Source organism: Haloarcula pelagica (assembly GCF_030127105.1).
Classification (GTDB): domain Archaea; phylum Halobacteriota; class Halobacteria; order Halobacteriales; family Haloarculaceae; genus Haloarcula; species Haloarcula pelagica.
The window spans coordinates 2,760,798-2,775,316 of the sequence record NZ_CP126161.1; the positions used below are offsets into that span (position 1 = coordinate 2,760,798).

Annotated in this window: 23 protein-coding genes; 14 read left to right on the plus strand and 9 right to left on the minus strand. The window is 64.5% G+C overall.

What is annotated here, in order from left to right:
* The 14 genes from P1L40_RS14620 (at position 1) to P1L40_RS14685 (ending at position 9,969) form a co-directional block, all read left to right on the plus strand.
* Entirely contained in the window at positions 1-273 is a 273-nt protein-coding gene (locus tag P1L40_RS14620; protein ID WP_284008062.1) for a hypothetical protein, read from the plus strand.
* Entirely contained in the window at positions 273-623 is a 351-nt protein-coding gene (locus P1L40_RS14625; protein ID WP_284008064.1) for a hypothetical protein, read from the plus strand. Before P1L40_RS14620 ends, P1L40_RS14625 begins: the two co-directional genes overlap by 1 nt.
* A gap of 60 nt (positions 624-683) precedes the next feature.
* Entirely contained in the window at positions 684-1,061 is a 378-nt protein-coding gene (locus P1L40_RS14630) for a hypothetical protein (RefSeq protein WP_284008065.1), read from the plus strand.
* Between the two features lie 11 nt (positions 1,062-1,072).
* Positions 1,073-1,522 (plus strand): HK97-gp10 family putative phage morphogenesis protein, encoded by a 450-nt coding sequence (locus P1L40_RS14635; protein ID WP_284008066.1) that lies wholly within the window; start codon positions 1,073-1,075, stop codon positions 1,520-1,522.
* A complete protein-coding gene (locus P1L40_RS14640) occupies positions 1,522-1,923 on the plus strand; it encodes a hypothetical protein (RefSeq protein WP_284008068.1) in 402 nt (133 codons plus the stop codon). The genes P1L40_RS14635 and P1L40_RS14640 overlap by 1 nt, the downstream gene beginning before the upstream one ends.
* Before the next feature lie 163 nt (positions 1,924-2,086).
* The gene (locus tag P1L40_RS14645) at positions 2,087-2,626 is read left to right on the plus strand and encodes a hypothetical protein (RefSeq protein ID WP_284008069.1); all 540 of its coding nucleotides are present in this window, start codon (positions 2,087-2,089) and stop codon (positions 2,624-2,626) included.
* Between the two features lie 38 nt (positions 2,627-2,664).
* The gene (locus P1L40_RS14650; RefSeq protein WP_284008070.1) at positions 2,665-3,903 is read left to right on the plus strand and encodes a hypothetical protein; all 1,239 of its coding nucleotides are present in this window, start codon (positions 2,665-2,667) and stop codon (positions 3,901-3,903) included.
* On the plus strand, positions 3,900-4,274 hold the full coding sequence (locus tag P1L40_RS14655; protein WP_284008072.1) for a hypothetical protein: 375 nt from the start codon (positions 3,900-3,902) through the stop codon (positions 4,272-4,274). The genes P1L40_RS14650 and P1L40_RS14655 overlap by 4 nt, the downstream gene beginning before the upstream one ends.
* Before the next feature lie 101 nt (positions 4,275-4,375).
* Positions 4,376-4,528, plus strand: a complete 153-nt coding sequence (locus tag P1L40_RS14660) for a hypothetical protein (protein WP_284008073.1) — start codon at positions 4,376-4,378, stop codon at positions 4,526-4,528.
* Positions 4,529-6,025, plus strand: a complete 1,497-nt coding sequence (locus P1L40_RS14665; protein WP_284008074.1) for a hypothetical protein — start codon at positions 4,529-4,531, stop codon at positions 6,023-6,025.
* Entirely contained in the window at positions 6,022-7,443 is a 1,422-nt protein-coding gene (locus P1L40_RS14670) for a hypothetical protein (RefSeq protein WP_284008075.1), read from the plus strand. Before P1L40_RS14665 ends, P1L40_RS14670 begins: the two co-directional genes overlap by 4 nt.
* A gap of 2 nt (positions 7,444-7,445) precedes the next feature.
* Positions 7,446-7,976, plus strand: coding sequence for a hypothetical protein (locus tag P1L40_RS14675; protein ID WP_284008076.1), 531 nt, complete (start codon positions 7,446-7,448; stop codon positions 7,974-7,976).
* Positions 7,977-7,984: 8 nt separating this feature from the next.
* Positions 7,985-9,325: a hypothetical protein gene (locus tag P1L40_RS14680; protein WP_284008077.1), complete on the plus strand. Its 1,341-nt coding sequence runs from the start codon at positions 7,985-7,987 to the stop codon at positions 9,323-9,325.
* Positions 9,322-9,969 (plus strand): hypothetical protein, encoded by a 648-nt coding sequence (locus tag P1L40_RS14685; protein WP_284008080.1) that lies wholly within the window; start codon positions 9,322-9,324, stop codon positions 9,967-9,969. The genes P1L40_RS14680 and P1L40_RS14685 overlap by 4 nt, the downstream gene beginning before the upstream one ends.
* 3 nt (positions 9,970-9,972) lie before the next feature.
* On the opposite strand, the gene P1L40_RS14690 is transcribed toward P1L40_RS14685, so the two are convergent.
* The 9 genes from P1L40_RS14690 to P1L40_RS14730 all read right to left on the minus strand — a co-directional run bounded on the left by P1L40_RS14690 (position 9,973) and on the right by P1L40_RS14730 (position 14,448).
* Positions 9,973-11,427, minus strand: coding sequence for a hypothetical protein (locus P1L40_RS14690; RefSeq protein WP_284008081.1), 1,455 nt, complete (start codon positions 11,425-11,427; stop codon positions 9,973-9,975).
* Positions 11,428-11,670: 243 nt separating this feature from the next.
* Complete coding sequence (locus P1L40_RS14695; protein WP_284008083.1) at positions 11,671-12,114, minus strand: hypothetical protein; 444 nt, start codon at positions 12,112-12,114, stop codon at positions 11,671-11,673.
* On the minus strand, positions 12,111-12,488 hold the full coding sequence (locus P1L40_RS14700) for a hypothetical protein (protein WP_284008084.1): 378 nt from the start codon (positions 12,486-12,488) through the stop codon (positions 12,111-12,113). Before P1L40_RS14700 ends, P1L40_RS14695 begins: the two co-directional genes overlap by 4 nt.
* Positions 12,481-12,636, minus strand: a complete 156-nt coding sequence (locus P1L40_RS14705; RefSeq protein WP_284008086.1) for a hypothetical protein — start codon at positions 12,634-12,636, stop codon at positions 12,481-12,483. Before P1L40_RS14705 ends, P1L40_RS14700 begins: the two co-directional genes overlap by 8 nt.
* Positions 12,629-12,766, minus strand: coding sequence for a hypothetical protein (locus P1L40_RS14710; RefSeq protein ID WP_284008087.1), 138 nt, complete (start codon positions 12,764-12,766; stop codon positions 12,629-12,631). Before P1L40_RS14710 ends, P1L40_RS14705 begins: the two co-directional genes overlap by 8 nt.
* Positions 12,763-13,518, minus strand: a complete 756-nt coding sequence (locus P1L40_RS14715) for a hypothetical protein (protein ID WP_284008089.1) — start codon at positions 13,516-13,518, stop codon at positions 12,763-12,765. The genes P1L40_RS14710 and P1L40_RS14715 overlap by 4 nt, the downstream gene beginning before the upstream one ends.
* On the minus strand, positions 13,515-13,868 hold the full coding sequence (locus P1L40_RS14720; protein WP_284008091.1) for a hypothetical protein: 354 nt from the start codon (positions 13,866-13,868) through the stop codon (positions 13,515-13,517). Before P1L40_RS14720 ends, P1L40_RS14715 begins: the two co-directional genes overlap by 4 nt.
* Positions 13,868-14,269: a hypothetical protein gene (locus P1L40_RS14725; RefSeq protein WP_284008094.1), complete on the minus strand. Its 402-nt coding sequence runs from the start codon at positions 14,267-14,269 to the stop codon at positions 13,868-13,870. The genes P1L40_RS14720 and P1L40_RS14725 overlap by 1 nt, the downstream gene beginning before the upstream one ends.
* Positions 14,266-14,448: a DUF8118 domain-containing protein gene (locus tag P1L40_RS14730; protein ID WP_284008096.1), complete on the minus strand. Its 183-nt coding sequence runs from the start codon at positions 14,446-14,448 to the stop codon at positions 14,266-14,268. Before P1L40_RS14730 ends, P1L40_RS14725 begins: the two co-directional genes overlap by 4 nt.
* Positions 14,449-14,519: the final 71 nt, after the last annotated feature.

The window sequence follows — 14,519 nt, forward strand, 5'->3', positions numbered from 1 at the left end:
ATGGCTGACGAGCAGGGTACTGGCGAACCCGACGGTGCGTTCGCTCGCCAGCGCACCGGCGCCGCGGTCAACGGCATCCTCGACAACGTCGGGGCGGCCACTCGGAACCTGCCGCCCCAGGACGGCGAGCCATCCGGCCCCGAAGTCGGCGACCTCGCGGTCCAGGACGGCGGGAACTGGGACCCGGTCTCGAACGCCGGGAACGGAGCGCTCATCATCTACGACGGGACCAACTGGCAGCTCGTCGTCGACATCGGGAGTGATCTGAGCTGATGCCTGTCTACGAGTGGACCGGCGTGGACGAGTTCCGCGTCGGCGCAACCGACGATTACGTCGCGCCCGGCGAGACTGTCGAGCTCCCCGAGCACGTCGGCGGGCCCCAGCCAGAGATGCGCCGCGTCGCTGACGGCCCGGGCGAGGACTCGGGCGGCGAGCCGCCAGGCGCCGATAGCGACACACCAGACCCGCCGTTTGACCCCGGCGGGCTCTCCGTCGACGAACTCCGCGACCAACTCTCCGAGGGAGAGTTCGGTCCCGACGCGCTCGATGCCCTCGAAGCGGCCGAACTTGCCGGCGACGCCCGGTCGACGGCACTGGACGCCATCGACGCCGCTCGGGAGTGAGCACTCTCTCCATCTTTGGTCACGGCGAGGTTCAACCCCTTGCCGGGCCGCCAACTCACTATGGCACGAACGAGCGCGTCGGACGTCGCCGACATCTTCGACACCAGTATCGACACGACCGTCCTCTCGGCGTACGTCGAGGCGGCCAGCGAGGTCGTCGACGACATCGCCGACCAGGCGCCAAGCACCGACGCCAGCCGGCTGGAGAAGATTGAGAAGTTCTACGCGGCTCACCTGGCGACCGCACAGGACCCTCGCGTCTCCTCTCGCAGCGGCGCCGCCCGCAGCGAGAGCTATCGCGACGTCGACGGCGACGGCAACGCCTCGTACAAGCAGGTCGCGATCACGCTGGATCCGACCAACACGATCGCCGGCGCGGGGCTCCCGAACGCCGGGCTGTCGGTCCCGGACGCCAAGAGCACGGACGACTACCCGTGATGGACTGAGTCATGACTGATATCGACATCGACACCGACGGGTTCGAAGACGTCCTCTCCGACTTCGAGCAACTGGAGAACGACGTCGCCGGCGACGACACCTGGTTGATCGGGACCGGCGTCGAGTACGCAATCTTCTTGGAATCGGGGACGCGCGACATGGACCCGAAGCCGTTCCTCCAGCCCGTGGTCAACGAGGTCAACGCGCTGGGCGTCCGCGGGTTCCTGGCCCGACACACCCGCGTCGATATCGCTGACCTCGACGACGCCGACGCGCTCGTGAAAGCCCTGGCGACGGGCATGGAGCGCCGTATCAAGGAGATCATCACGATTAAGGGGCTGATCGACACCGGGACGCTGCGGGCCTCCATCAAGGCCTTCAAAAACGGCACGCCGTCGGACCTGCTGACCGAAGACGACGTCGACCCGGTCGCCGAGGCTGGCGTGGAGGTCGGTGTCTGATGCCGACTGACCAGTGGGACCGCTTCGAGGCCAGTGCCGGTCGGTCGCTGGAGGACCTCGGCTTCGAGGACAACATCAATGTCTACGAGCCGACCGAGACCTCCTCTCCTGGCGACGGTATCGAGATCACGTATCCCGACAACCCGACCGCGACGATCACCGGCGGGACCGAGCCCCCCTCCGCGGATGCCGACGAGGACCGCGGCGGGCTCACCCGCACCGCGGACCTGATCGTCTACGTGGCCGACGACACCGGCGTCGACTTCACCGACGCCGGCGAGAGCGGCGAGGCGTTGACCCGCATCGAGGTCGACGGCACGCCGTTCACGTACGAGGTCCTGCTCGTCGACAACCAGTTCGACGGGCTGCTGAAACTCACCTGCCAGGAGGTCGACACCTGATGCCACTGTGCTCAGATTGCAGAGATGAAGCGGAGGTCCAGGTCCGTGGCCCAGGCACACCGAACTGGCTGCAGTGGCTCCTCGGGCTCTCCCAGGATTCTCCGGCAACAACCAACGCAACAGAACCATGTGACGAATGTAGCCGGTGTGGGGGAGGCGTTACATGAGCCTACAACTCCCCGATCGGCCGGCGCGGTACTTCATCGACGAGATCCTCTTGCCGTCGTGGGACCCGAGCGAGGCCCAGGGCTTCGACCCACAGGCCAGCCTCGGCGACGAGGCTTACCTGCCGGTCGACACGACCATCAACGAGGTCGGTTCGATCTACCCGTCGTTGATCATCTCGTACTCGAACGAGACGCCGGGCGGGGGCGGCCTGGGCTACGACTTCCAGACCAGCGAGGGCCCCGGTCAGGACCGCAACGGGACGCTCGTCGCGACGGCGCGGGCCCAGGACCGTGGCGACGACTACGTCGGCGACAGCGGAACCTACAGCGGGCAGGATGCGGAGGATATCGTCGTCACGCTCGTCGAGCACGTCGAAGACATCTGTCAGCAAAACGCCGATCCTGTCGGCACTGACTTCCGAGGCCTCTCCTCGCAGCGAGGGCCCGAGGCGCCGGACGACCAGTCAGAGAACCCAGTCGTCCGCCTGAGCAACTGCCAGGTCATCTATTACTGGGAGCGGTACCCCGAGCCGTAGCGGCTTTTCATGCGATCAATCACGGAGACTAACAACTCATGAGCATTACAGGCGGCCCGCCAGAAGCGGGCATCAGACCGCAGCGATGGGAGTATATCCGCGAAACCACCAAGGGCCAGACGCCGTCCGATCCGGACTGGCAGCCCTTCTCGAACAAAGTCATGAGCTGGTGGGGCTGGGAGCCCGACGCCCAGGTCGAAGCTGACCGCAGCGGCGGCGACGCCGACCCGGTCGACTTCAACGGCGGCTCCGAGATCCACGAGCCGGGCATCAGCTACCGGCTCCAGCAGTGGCTCGTCGACGGGTCGGGCGACCCGCAGGACGCGCTGGCCGACGCCATGCTGATCGACTCGGACAACTCGGTCAAGAACACGCACTCGCTGCTCGGCCGGGAGGAGCACGCCGACGGTGGCGCCACCGGCAACGGCGTGCGGATCTTCGTCGTGTTCAAGGGCGCGACCCCCAGCGACGCGACGATCCCCTTCGTCACCGAACAGGCCCAGAACCCCGAGGTCGAGCTGAACTGGCAGGCTCAGAAAGGGCGGGTCTACGGCATCGACCAACCGCCGGCGGACACGACGCTGTGGGCCAAGAGCACCGACGACTCCGACACGACACAGACGCTGACTGTCGAGAACGAGGGTGCCGGGACGACCGACAGCATCTCCCTCAACGGCACGACGGCCGTCCAGGGGACCAGCGGGTTCTCTGGCATCGACGCCGCCGAACTCTCCGCGGAGTGCGTCGGCGACGTCGAGCTCTACGACGGCGATCCCGGCGGCTCGGGGACGCTGCTGCTGACGATCAAGGGCCAGGACAGCTACGAGCACGGTGAAGGAGATCTGGGCGTGCCGACGCTGGGCGGCGGGTCGCACGCGGCGTCCATCTCCTCGCCGACGGACATCTCGTTCCTCGGCTCGGACTACGGCTACAGCTCGGCCGGCGAGATCGCCGCCGAGATCATCGAGGGCGAGCTTCAGGTCGACCTCGGCCTTGAGGACAACTCGCAGAACGAGGGGCCCCAGCGGAACATCCACATGACCGGTCGGACGACGACGTGGTCGGCCACGGTCGCCGGTCAGACAGAGTCGGTCAACCAGGTCGTCCGCTACCTGACCGGCGAGACCAGCGACATCGAGTGGGACGCCGGCTCGGTCGGGACGATCACCGGCCCCTCGGCGCGGATGATGTCGCCCGGATCCCATGACGAGTCGCCGGACTCGGGTAAGCACCAGCGCTCGCTGGAGTGGGAGTCCCAGGGGGTGACCATCTCGTGACCGACGATCTCGAGCGGCTGACCAAGGAGGTCCGCACCGGCACGATCGAGGGGACTGTCGAGCACCCCAGCACTGCCGAGGAGTACGCGGTCACGTTCACGAGCCTGACCCCTGACATTGAGGAGCGGCTGTCGGAGCTGGAGGGCGGCGCTCGCGATGGCGACGAGGACCGCAGCGACGAGTTCGAGCGCTACATCGTCGAGGAGCTACTGGTTGACCCTGACTGGAACCGCGAAAACACCGGGAAGGAGTGGGTCAACGCCATCTACATCGGCTATCTCAACGCCATCAACGCCGGCGGGCAGACCATCCAGGACGCGATGGAGATGATGTCCGCGATCATGGACGACGCCGACGAGGGAAACGAGTAGAGCTGCCCGACGTCGCCGAGGAGGCGCTCTGGCTCAAGACCTACCACGAGTGGGGGTATCGCTTCTCCGACTTAGAGGACCTCTCGCACAGACAAAAACAGATGATCCAACTCGCCGAGACGACCGAACAGTACCTCCAGCACCAGCGCGAGCAGCAGCACAACGCTGGCGGGTCGATCTCGACTCGATCGGGCATCGAGAACCGGCCGGAGAAACAGCGTCGGGTCAGCGAAGCGATCCAGGAGCACACATAGATGCCACCAGGAGTCTTCTCGGACGGCGGGTTGTCGGTCCGGATTACGGCCAACACCCGCGACTTCGAGGAGGGCATGGACGACGCCCAGGGCGAGGCCCTGGAGCTGGCCGGGACGCTGGAGGTCGTCGAGAACCGTGCTGACGAGGCCGAGGACGAGATCGGCGCCGCAGGCCGATCGGCGTCGACGGCGTCGGCTGGCTTCTCCAGCCTCAGCCTCTCGACGGTTGCACTGTCCGGATCCATCGCGACGCTCTCAACGACACTGCTACCCATCACGGCAGCGCTCGGGACGGCCGCCGCGTCGGCTGGGGCGTTGGCCGGTGCGTTCGGGACAGTCGTCGGCAGCGGGTTCGTCGCTTACGCCGACAGGGTCGGTGGCACCGAGGAGGTGTTCAAGAACCTCCGTCAGGAGATCCGGCCGCTCATCGTCGACTTCGGCCAGCGATTCGCCCCGGCGATCGAGGACGGCGTCGACGCACTCCCGACGCTCGTCGAGCGCTCCCTGGAGGCCGCCGGCTCCACTCAGGAGTTCAACGAGGCGCTGCAGGACTTCGGCGGCTTCGCGATGGAGGCGATTCCGGCTGCCTCGGGCGCGATGTTCGATCTCGCGCGAGATTCGCTGCCGGCGCTCCGACAGCTGTTCCGCTTCCTCCAGCGCAACGGCCCGACAGCGCTGCGGGAGATCCGCCGAGCCAGTGACGAGGTCGGGCCGGAGCTGATGGAGCTGCTGGACGCGCTGATCGACCTCTCTCCCACTCTTTTGCGGTTCGGGACCACTGTTGCGGACTCCGTCCTGCCGCCGCTGACCTCGGCAGTTCGGGCGACCGACGACCTCCTGGAGTCGTTCAACAACCTGCCGCCGGGGATGCAAGATGTCATCGCGAAGGGACTGGTCCTCGCGCCGCTGCTCGCGAAGATCGGCGGGTCGCTTACCGCCATCTCCCAGCTGGGGAACGTCTTCGCCGGGACGGGGATCGGCGCGGCCGCCGGGTCGGCTGCGACGTTCGCGAGCGCCGGCACGATCGGCGCGGCGATCGGCCTCGGCATCGTCGACCAGCTCGAACAGCGCGGGATCCTGGAGGGCATCGAAGGCGCCGGCCAAGGCACGCGAGAGACGGTCGGCGGGCAGGCTGCCGACACTGCGCTAAACGCCGCGAACATCCTCACGCTCGGGCAGTTGGAGGCGACCTCCGAAGCCGGCGCCGGCGTCATCTCGCTGGTCGGCGGCGACGCTAGCCCTGAAGCAGCCTCCAGCGTCTTCCAGAACGCCGGCGTGTCGCTTACGCCGAGAATCCAGAGCGACGCCGTCTCACAGCAGACCCGGCGCCCACCGAGAGCCGCCATGGCGACCACGCAGCCGACGAGCACCACGATCCAGGTCCAGGCCGACACGATCCAGGCCAGCAACCAGCGGGAGGCCGACGAGGCCGTCCGCCGCATCGACAGAGCACTCCAGCGCGAGGGAGTTATGGACACGGGAGCGCCGGGTCGATGATCTCCGTCGAAGACATGGACCTGCTGGTCTTCGAGCCCGACAACACGTCCACCTCCCCTACCAACGCCGACGAGCAAGTCCCGAAAGAGCGGATCCTCAACGCGCCGTCGACGACGCGGTCGGCGCAGGACCTCATCGACACGGGCACGCTGACGATCGACAACGACGACGGTTCACTGACGGATGCAATCACCGTCGGCGACCGGGTCATCTGGCGGACGCAGCTCGAGGGCGAGTCCAGTCTCCAGGCCGAGTGGACCGGCCTGGTCAAAGACACCGAGGACGTGCTGGACGGTCCTGTCACCCACCGTCGGGAACTCGATCTCGTGGACTTCGTCTACGGGGTCGCCAACTGGCGCTACTACACGGGCGTGTTCGACAACGTGTCGGTTGACGAGATCATCACGACGATTCTCCAGTCCAAAGTCGCCGAGGTCGACATTGGCCAGATCAGCTCCATCTCCACGACGCAGAGCCACGAGTTCCAGCGGACACCCGTCCTGGAGTGCCTGAAGCGGATCCGCTCACAGGCAGACATCCGCTACCGACAGGACGGGACAGCGCTGGATGTCGAGGCCAAGGGCTCGGTCCCGTCGTCGTTCGGACTGACCCTCCGGACCGACGTGGAGGGGGCACTGCGGAACCCCAAGATGGGGGACTGGCTCGCGAACGATATCCTCGTCGACGGGATCCGCGAGCCGGCGCTGGATGTCGAGCAGACCAGCAGCGACACCTACAACACGGTCACCGATAGCTCGCGAGAGGCCCAGCAGGTCGACGTTCGGAAGAGCAGGATCGCCGCGATCGAGCTGGACCTGCAGAACAACTCCAGCGACGACATCATCGTCCGGATCCATCCCGACGACGGCAACGGCAACCCTGCCAAGCCCTCGGACACGAAGGCCGACTACACCAGGGCCAGGCTGGCAGCGTCGGACTTCTCCTCGGGGATCGTCCGCTTCGAGTTTCCCGAGCACGACGCGTCATTGCAGAATCCACACATCCTCGCCGAGGCCGACGGCTCATCGGGCCACGGCGTCGGTCTTGACAGCAGCACCGGGACGCTGTACTATCGGATCTTTTACTTTTATCAGACTGCCGTGGAGGCGAGCGACGGCACCTCGATCAACGAATACCGCGCCAAGGAGGGCCGATATCGCCGGGAGACGGTCAGGGGGATCGACGAGGGCAAGCAGATCGCCCAGGGCATCGTCGACGACCACAACGAGCCCTCGTCGCGACTGTCGTTCGAAGCCGCCAGCGCCCGGATGCATCGGGCTCAGCCCGGCGATGTGCTGGACGTGACGCTCTCTCGACTCAACATCAACGAGCCATACATGATCACGACGAAGACCGACCGGTATCGATCCGGCACGCTGGAGAGTCCGATCACCATGCGCCGTCTGGAGGAGGTCTGACCGTGGCGACCGTCGACAGCGCCGCAATCTCCGGCCGCTGGCGAATCGAGGAGCACGACATGGACGCCGTCCGCGACGAGCACCCCACCTGGGACACGCTCGCCGACTGGCACAAGCTCGCGATCCTCCGGCGCCGGGAGCCTGAGGAAGCCGAGGAGACGACGAACACGACAACGAAGAGCTTGGACCAGTACCGCGTCGACGACCTGGACCCGACGCAGTCGCCGACGGCGCTGACAGCGTCGCATATCGCGCTCGGGACCGACGACACCTCGCCCGTCGCGACGAACACATCGTTGAATAGCGAAGAGTATCGCGAGTCGGTAGACGCCCACACCGACAACGGAGACAATCTGAAGTGCGAGACGCTGATCGGCAGCGGCGAGGCCAACGGCTTCGAGTACAAGGAAGCCGGGCTCGTCACCGCCTCGTCGGGCGGCACGCTCCTGAATCACTCGCTGATCAAACCCAGAGTCAAGACCTCGAACAAGTCACTGACCGTCACCGCCATCCTGCAGTTCAGACCTGCATAGAGCCATCCATGGTCCGAGATCCAGCCGAAGACGCCGCTCGCATCGTCTCCTCGGTCAAGCGCCGCGTCCAGCGCCTCGAGGAGGCCCGCTTCGCGGCGCCGCCGTCGGGGTCGTTCAGCAGCGGGAACACGATCCTGTCGCCGGTCACGCGGATCCCCGATCGGGCCGAAGCCAGCGACAGCATCACCGTCACCGAGAAGACATCGCCGGCCAGTCAGTACATCGAGGACTGGGAGGACAACGATATCGCCGAATACAGCGGCGACACAGGGTCGGCGGCGGTCGTCGCGAACCCGGTCTACCAGCAGACCTACGCCGGCGAGCTGACCTCGGGCCCCAACGGCGGGCAGCAGGCGATCTACAGCGCCGACGGCGACGGCCTGCCCTACTACCCGGTCGCTGGAGACCAGTGGGGGACCGAACTCTGGGTCAACAACAGCAACGCCATCAACTACGTGCTGTTCGGCGGGACGGACCTGAGCAACCACTACGAGGTCCGGATCACCGACAGCGCTCTGCAGGCCCGCGAGGTCTCTGGCGGGACCAAGACGCTGCTCATCGACCAGTCAGCGGGCATCCCCACGGGCCAGTGGCTCCGGCTCGTGGTCTCGTGGCTCTCCGGCGGCGGGTTCGACCTCGAGCTCTATCGCCAGGACGGCACGTCGGTCGTCTCGGGGTCGACGACCAACGACACATTCAGCGAGGGCGGCATCGGCTGGGGGGCTGGGGCGTTCGGGCTCAGCAACCAGGAGCGGGCCTTCTTTGACTTCGCTCGGACGGTCAGTGGCTCGGGAGCGCCGGGATCGGACGGCGGAGGCGGCGGCTCCAGCAAGGTCATTGACGACCACGAGGACGGCTCGGTCAGCGAGTACAACGGCGACACGAGCTCGGCATCCGTGGTTCCGGATCTCGGCGGCAACCCCGTCCAGCACGGCGACTACGCGCTGCAGTTGACGGGGGCTTCGCAGATCCAGATTGGCGCCGGCGTGCTGAACGCCGATGCTGCAGCTGGCGAGGCCTTCGACTGGCACTGCTACGTCTCGTCGGGCGAGGTCGCCCGGCACCTGTTCGCGGTCAAGGACCAGAACAACCACTATATTTCGGAGGTCAACAACAGCGGCGAGGCGCTCCGGCTGCTGGTCGAGGCCTCGGGAACGGAAGTCACGATCGTCGAGGATACGACGATCGTCATCCCCGACGACGAGTGGCTCCGTTGTAACATCGACTGGCAGTCAGATGGATCAATCACCATGACAGTCACCGAAGTCGACAGCGGCACGCAGGTCGGACAGATCAGCGGTTCAGATACCACGTATTCGGCCGGTGGCCACGGGTGGGAGTCGCTATGACGCCGCCGTATTTCGATTACGCGATCAAGACCGGTGTCACATCGTCGCCAGGCACGCAGACGGTTGATGATTTTGAGGATAATGACCTTGCGGAATATCAGGGCGATACTGGTGTTGCGAGCACACAGTCTGGCGTTGTCAAAGACGGCTCATATGCGCTTGAGCTCTCCGGTGACCCGGACGGATCGACAAAACCGAAGTTCCCAACGATCAAATCCTATTCCGGCCTTCCCACATATCCGGAAAAGGGGGACACGATCGAAATCTGGGTCCGCATTGAAAACGCCGGTGTGGACGCACAGGTGTGGTTTGGCGTTCAATCTGGGAGCAGCAATTCCTACAATGCCCTCCTGCGCGACGATGTTGAAGACATTGCGATTTTCAAACGTGGGGAGAACACTGTTCTCGACAGCGATCCAGTCACCATCTCAACAGAAACCTGGTACCGGATGAAGATCCAGTGGAAATCAAACAGCGATATCATTTACGAGCTGTTCGACACATCCGGATCGAACCTTGCGACAGCAGCTGCGCAAGATGGAACATTTTCCTCGGGAGGGGTCGGATTCCAAACAAACTCAGGCGGTGGTGACTCGGGTCTGGATACAGTATCTGCCTATTACGACAGCTACGCCCTGATTTGATGCCTAACAACCCTCTCCGATCTCATAGAGGTGGATTTGATCACGCGGCGTCGACACAGTCTGCAGGAAAGAAGTATCCGAAACCGGGAGCGTATCGACCGGCTTTCGATCAAACATCGTTGACATATCTACACTCCCGCCGTCTGGCAGTTTAACCGGCGTCACCAGCACATCGACCTGATAGGCTCCACCCTCGTCACGAAGTGACCACTCTTGCCCGAAGTGGCCGACATGTCCAGCACGGACAGCTATCCCGCGTTCTGTGGCCTCGAATGAGAGCCGTTCCGGTCGGAAGCGAGTATAATCGCCCGACGAACTCCACGCCGGTGTGTGGCTTATCCAGACCTCATCACAGCCAGCTGCATCGACCTCTGTCATCACGGTGTCTGAGAACGTCGTCGGTTGCGAGGACATCATGTCGAGGGTAGCAAACGCCACACCCGCCATCGCAACCGATGATAACAACAATCCGGCCACCGCAACGCGGATGACGCTATGTCGATTTGCCCACTCGTACCGCAAGCCGACCCAGACGAACAGCAGCGTCATCAGTGCGATGATGATATTTGCTCGACCAGCTGTCCGGATCAGGCCGCTCCCTGGAAGAGTGTAAATGACCGGCGAACCCGTCGCGATCAAAGTACCGACAGCGATCACAACAACTGCTGCAGGCCGCCACGGTCCACTAATATCGCCCCAGTCTGTCTGTTTGACCGATCGATATCCTAACCAGAGGGCTGGAAGCCCGATGACTGCGAATCCAGGGAAAATGAGTCCCTTTTTGATCGAAATGCTCTCAATCAGATGCAATCCGGAGAGGAGCCAGACCATTTTCGGCAGTGTGAGTTTGAATCCCACCTCGGGCCGCGATGTCCCCTCCAACAACAGTGCGACAACCGTCACCAGTCGCGGGGTGCCGATCAGTCCAGCAAGAACAGCACCTTTGATCATATCACGATGCCAGTACGCGAGTGCAAACGGCACCGCGATTAGCAGCCCGTAAATGAAATAATAGTTCCCAGCGGCGAGAAACATCATCCCACCACAGAAACCCATTATATACCCTGCTCGGCGAGGGCGCTCGGTCAGATTTGAGGGTCGAAGCTGCCAGACCAACAATACCAGCCACGGCCACGCGAACAGTTTCTCCAAGTGCCCGCCGAAGGCTTGAACAGTGATCGGCATCAGCCAGAGATAGGCAAATGGGACAGCGAAATAGTACGGCAACGTCTTTTGGCTGTAGTAATATGCGATGGCGGGTGCCGCAAGTAGGTGCGGCGCGACTACAATGTAAATCGCGGTTTTAAGTGGCAACCCGGGGACGTACAGCGGCCAGGCAAACGGATACCAGCCGAACCAGAGTGGATTCGCGAACTGGTAACGGCCGGAAAAGAAGAGATCAGTGTATATCGGTAACTCGCCAGCCAGCAGTGAAAACCGCGCGTGGAGTGCTGGCATCAGGTGGACAAAGATTTCGTTCCCAACGGGATACCCCTCTGTCATCAATGATGGCAGCAGAAGGCCCAGCACCGGAAGTGAGACGAGAAACGCTGAAAAGGTCTCTTTGTCTGTCTTTGAGAACCGAGTGTCTATTTTATTCCTATAACTCATACAGTCTATACATACAGAAATACTATCTCGTCATAACGCTAGGGGAAACAACATAAACCCAGTTATTCCCTCATCGGCGCCTCCGGGATTTTACTCGGGGACCAGCTGGACGATGTCGCCGTCGGGCGCCTGGACCGGCCCCGACAGCTCGCAGGCCTCGTCGTGGACGACCTCGAAGAGGTGCTCGTCGAGGTTCCCACAGGCACAGCGAAACGCCAGCGGCTCGTTCGTCGCGACGCCGGCTTTGCCGACCGCCGCGATGACGACCGTGATCTCGTGGTGGGGCTCGAACTCCGGCGTGGGCGTCTCCACGTCGACGTCGGGCTCCAAGTCGTCGTAGTGGGCGCGACCGTGCTCGCCGGCGAGCGAGCAACCAGCGTCGTGCCAGATCTGGTCGAGCGTCTCGTCGGCCTGGTGGCACTCCGCGCAGCGGTAGCCGACGCACTCCCCGGCGTGGACATCAGCCTCCTGCGGGTCGGTGACGGTCAGCCGGTGGACTGGCAGCCCCTCCAGAGGTTCCAGTTCGACTTTCATCGCGACGCCTCCGTGAGGTGCGTGATCGTCACGTCTTCAACGACTTCGTCGCCGACCGGCCGCCAGTCGTCGCCGTCGCGCTCCTCGACGTGGCGGGTCCACTCGTCGCCGTCGGGCACCCACCGATAGCGGCGGCGGTGGCCCGTCGGGAGCGTGTGCTCGACCACAACGCCACCCCCGCCGTCGGCGCGGACCGGGTCGCCATCTTCCCCGCCGTCGCCCAGCTCGTCCAGCGCCATGTCGGCGGCCATCGCGATGGTCGCCACGTCGACCGCCGCGTCGGCGTCCTCGTCGATCGCTTCCAGGACGAGGCCAGCTTGCTTGCGGATCTCCGCGAGGCGCTGCTGGGGAGAGCCCGTGGGGTGGTCAGTCATTGACGGCCTCCTGCGCCGTCTCCCAGGCGTGACACGTCGGGCAGCCCCTGCGGTTGTGGTAGACGAACACGTTCCCGCAGTCGACGCAGTACACGACCCCGTCCGGCAGGTCGAGGTCTTGGGGTTCGTAGCTCGGGCCGTTATCCATCGTCGGACACCCCGGTATCGAAGTGTTGGTAGTCGGGCTCGCCGGCGACGTGCAGCCCCAGCTGGTCGTCGATCGCCGCGCGGTCGGCCCAGCTGGGGATCGGCCGCCGCCCGGTCGCGAAGGCGATCATCCGGTCACCTCCATCTTCAGTCGGTCATAGCGTTGGCGTGACTGGCTCTCCCACTTATACGCGAATCCTGCCGGCGCCGTCCCCATCCACTCAAGCAGGTCCTCTGTTTGCGTCGAAGACACACGCACGAGCGGTTCGCTGTATCGGGCGGTGAAGCCGTGCTCTCGGAACAGATCGCACAGGAACCCGGGACGATCGGCCTCGTTATGCGTTCCGAAGGCCGCGAAGACAGCACTGTCCGTCCACGAGATCCCGCCGTCCGAGCAGTACCATGCCTTCGCGGCAAGCGGGGTCAGATGGAGATCATCCGGATACCGAATTTCGCCGTCCGGATACCATCGCTTGCGCATCATCGTGAGGTAGGGGTGCGACCGAACCGACATCCGGTAGATGTCGCTGTATTCCCAATCCCCACCGGAGTCGTCGAACGATGGGTTGCTCCGTGCCTTCCGACCGAGCTCTTCGCCAGTCTGGTCAAGCGTCGGCTCGGTCGCGAGCGGCCCGAACTGTGCGCGTAACCAGCGGAGCCAGCGTTCGTTCGTGCTGGTCACTCGCATCCGAGAATCACCGCTCCCGCGTTTGGGATTCGAGATCGATCCGTCGCCCATCACCAACCCCTTCAGCAGCTCACGCTGCTCTTGGGTGAGGGTGGGGTGGACACACGTCGCCGACTGCGCCCAGTGGTTCGCCAGTTGCTCGAACACACCACCGCAGTGTGGGCACACGTTCGCTGGCAGCACGTGTTCGCTCATTCCTCACCCTCCGCGGACACGTACTGGCGGAACTGCTCGTCGATCGCGCTGATGTCTGCCCAACCCGGCACTTCTCGCCGTCCAGTCTCGAACTGAACTCGGCGGATATGCAGACATCCGCCGGGTGGGTTTCGCACCTGATAGTCCAAGCACTCGCACGTCCCAAGATCCAGGTCAACAACGTAACTGCGACCGGACCCGGACGTGACGTGAAACAGACCGGGCGCGTCGGCTGGCGCTGGCGCGATATCGTCCAGCACCGTCATGGTCTGAGTTAACGCCCGGGCGTCGCGTTCGTCGAGGTCCAGTGGGTCCGTCGCGGGGCGGAGTTCGGCGCGCTTCGACGCCATCACGCATCACCACCGGGGATCTCCCCGAGCCGCTGGCACTTGCTGGCCTCGTCGACGGCGCGGCGGCCGTCGGCGCCATGGTGGTCGATGATGTCGACCCGGTCGGCGACGACATCGTCCAGCCGCGCGAGGACCTGGGCCTTGGCCTCCGCATCGAGGACGTCGTGAATCTCTTCGCCGGCGGCGAAGGCGCCGTCCTTGGCGGCCTCGGACTCGACATCACCGGCGTCGGCGAGCGAGTAGGCCCGCTCCATGACGTTGGCGAGCCGGAGGACCGGCCCGTCGTCGTAGTACAGCTGGTCGCGGATGATGTCGCCCAGGAGCTGGCTCTCGAAGCGGTCGGCGACGCGATCGATGGCCTCACGCCGGCGCGTGTCGGCCATCGGGTGCTCGCCGTTCATGCCGCCCCTCCGCAGCAGTCGGCGAGATCCCGCTCGCGCATCGCTTCGGCGCGGCAGTCGGTACACCGGTAGAAGTGCTCGCCGGTGTGCTGTCCGAACTTGTCGAACTCCGGGATCGGGCCCTCAATGCGGTCGTCAGTGTCGGTACGTTCTTGGGTTGGGGTCTGGTACGTAGACATGCTTGCTTGGCGGCAAGCGGTCGGACGTGTTGGCGCACGTGCCGGCCTTTCTGGACCGGACTCCCGCTCAC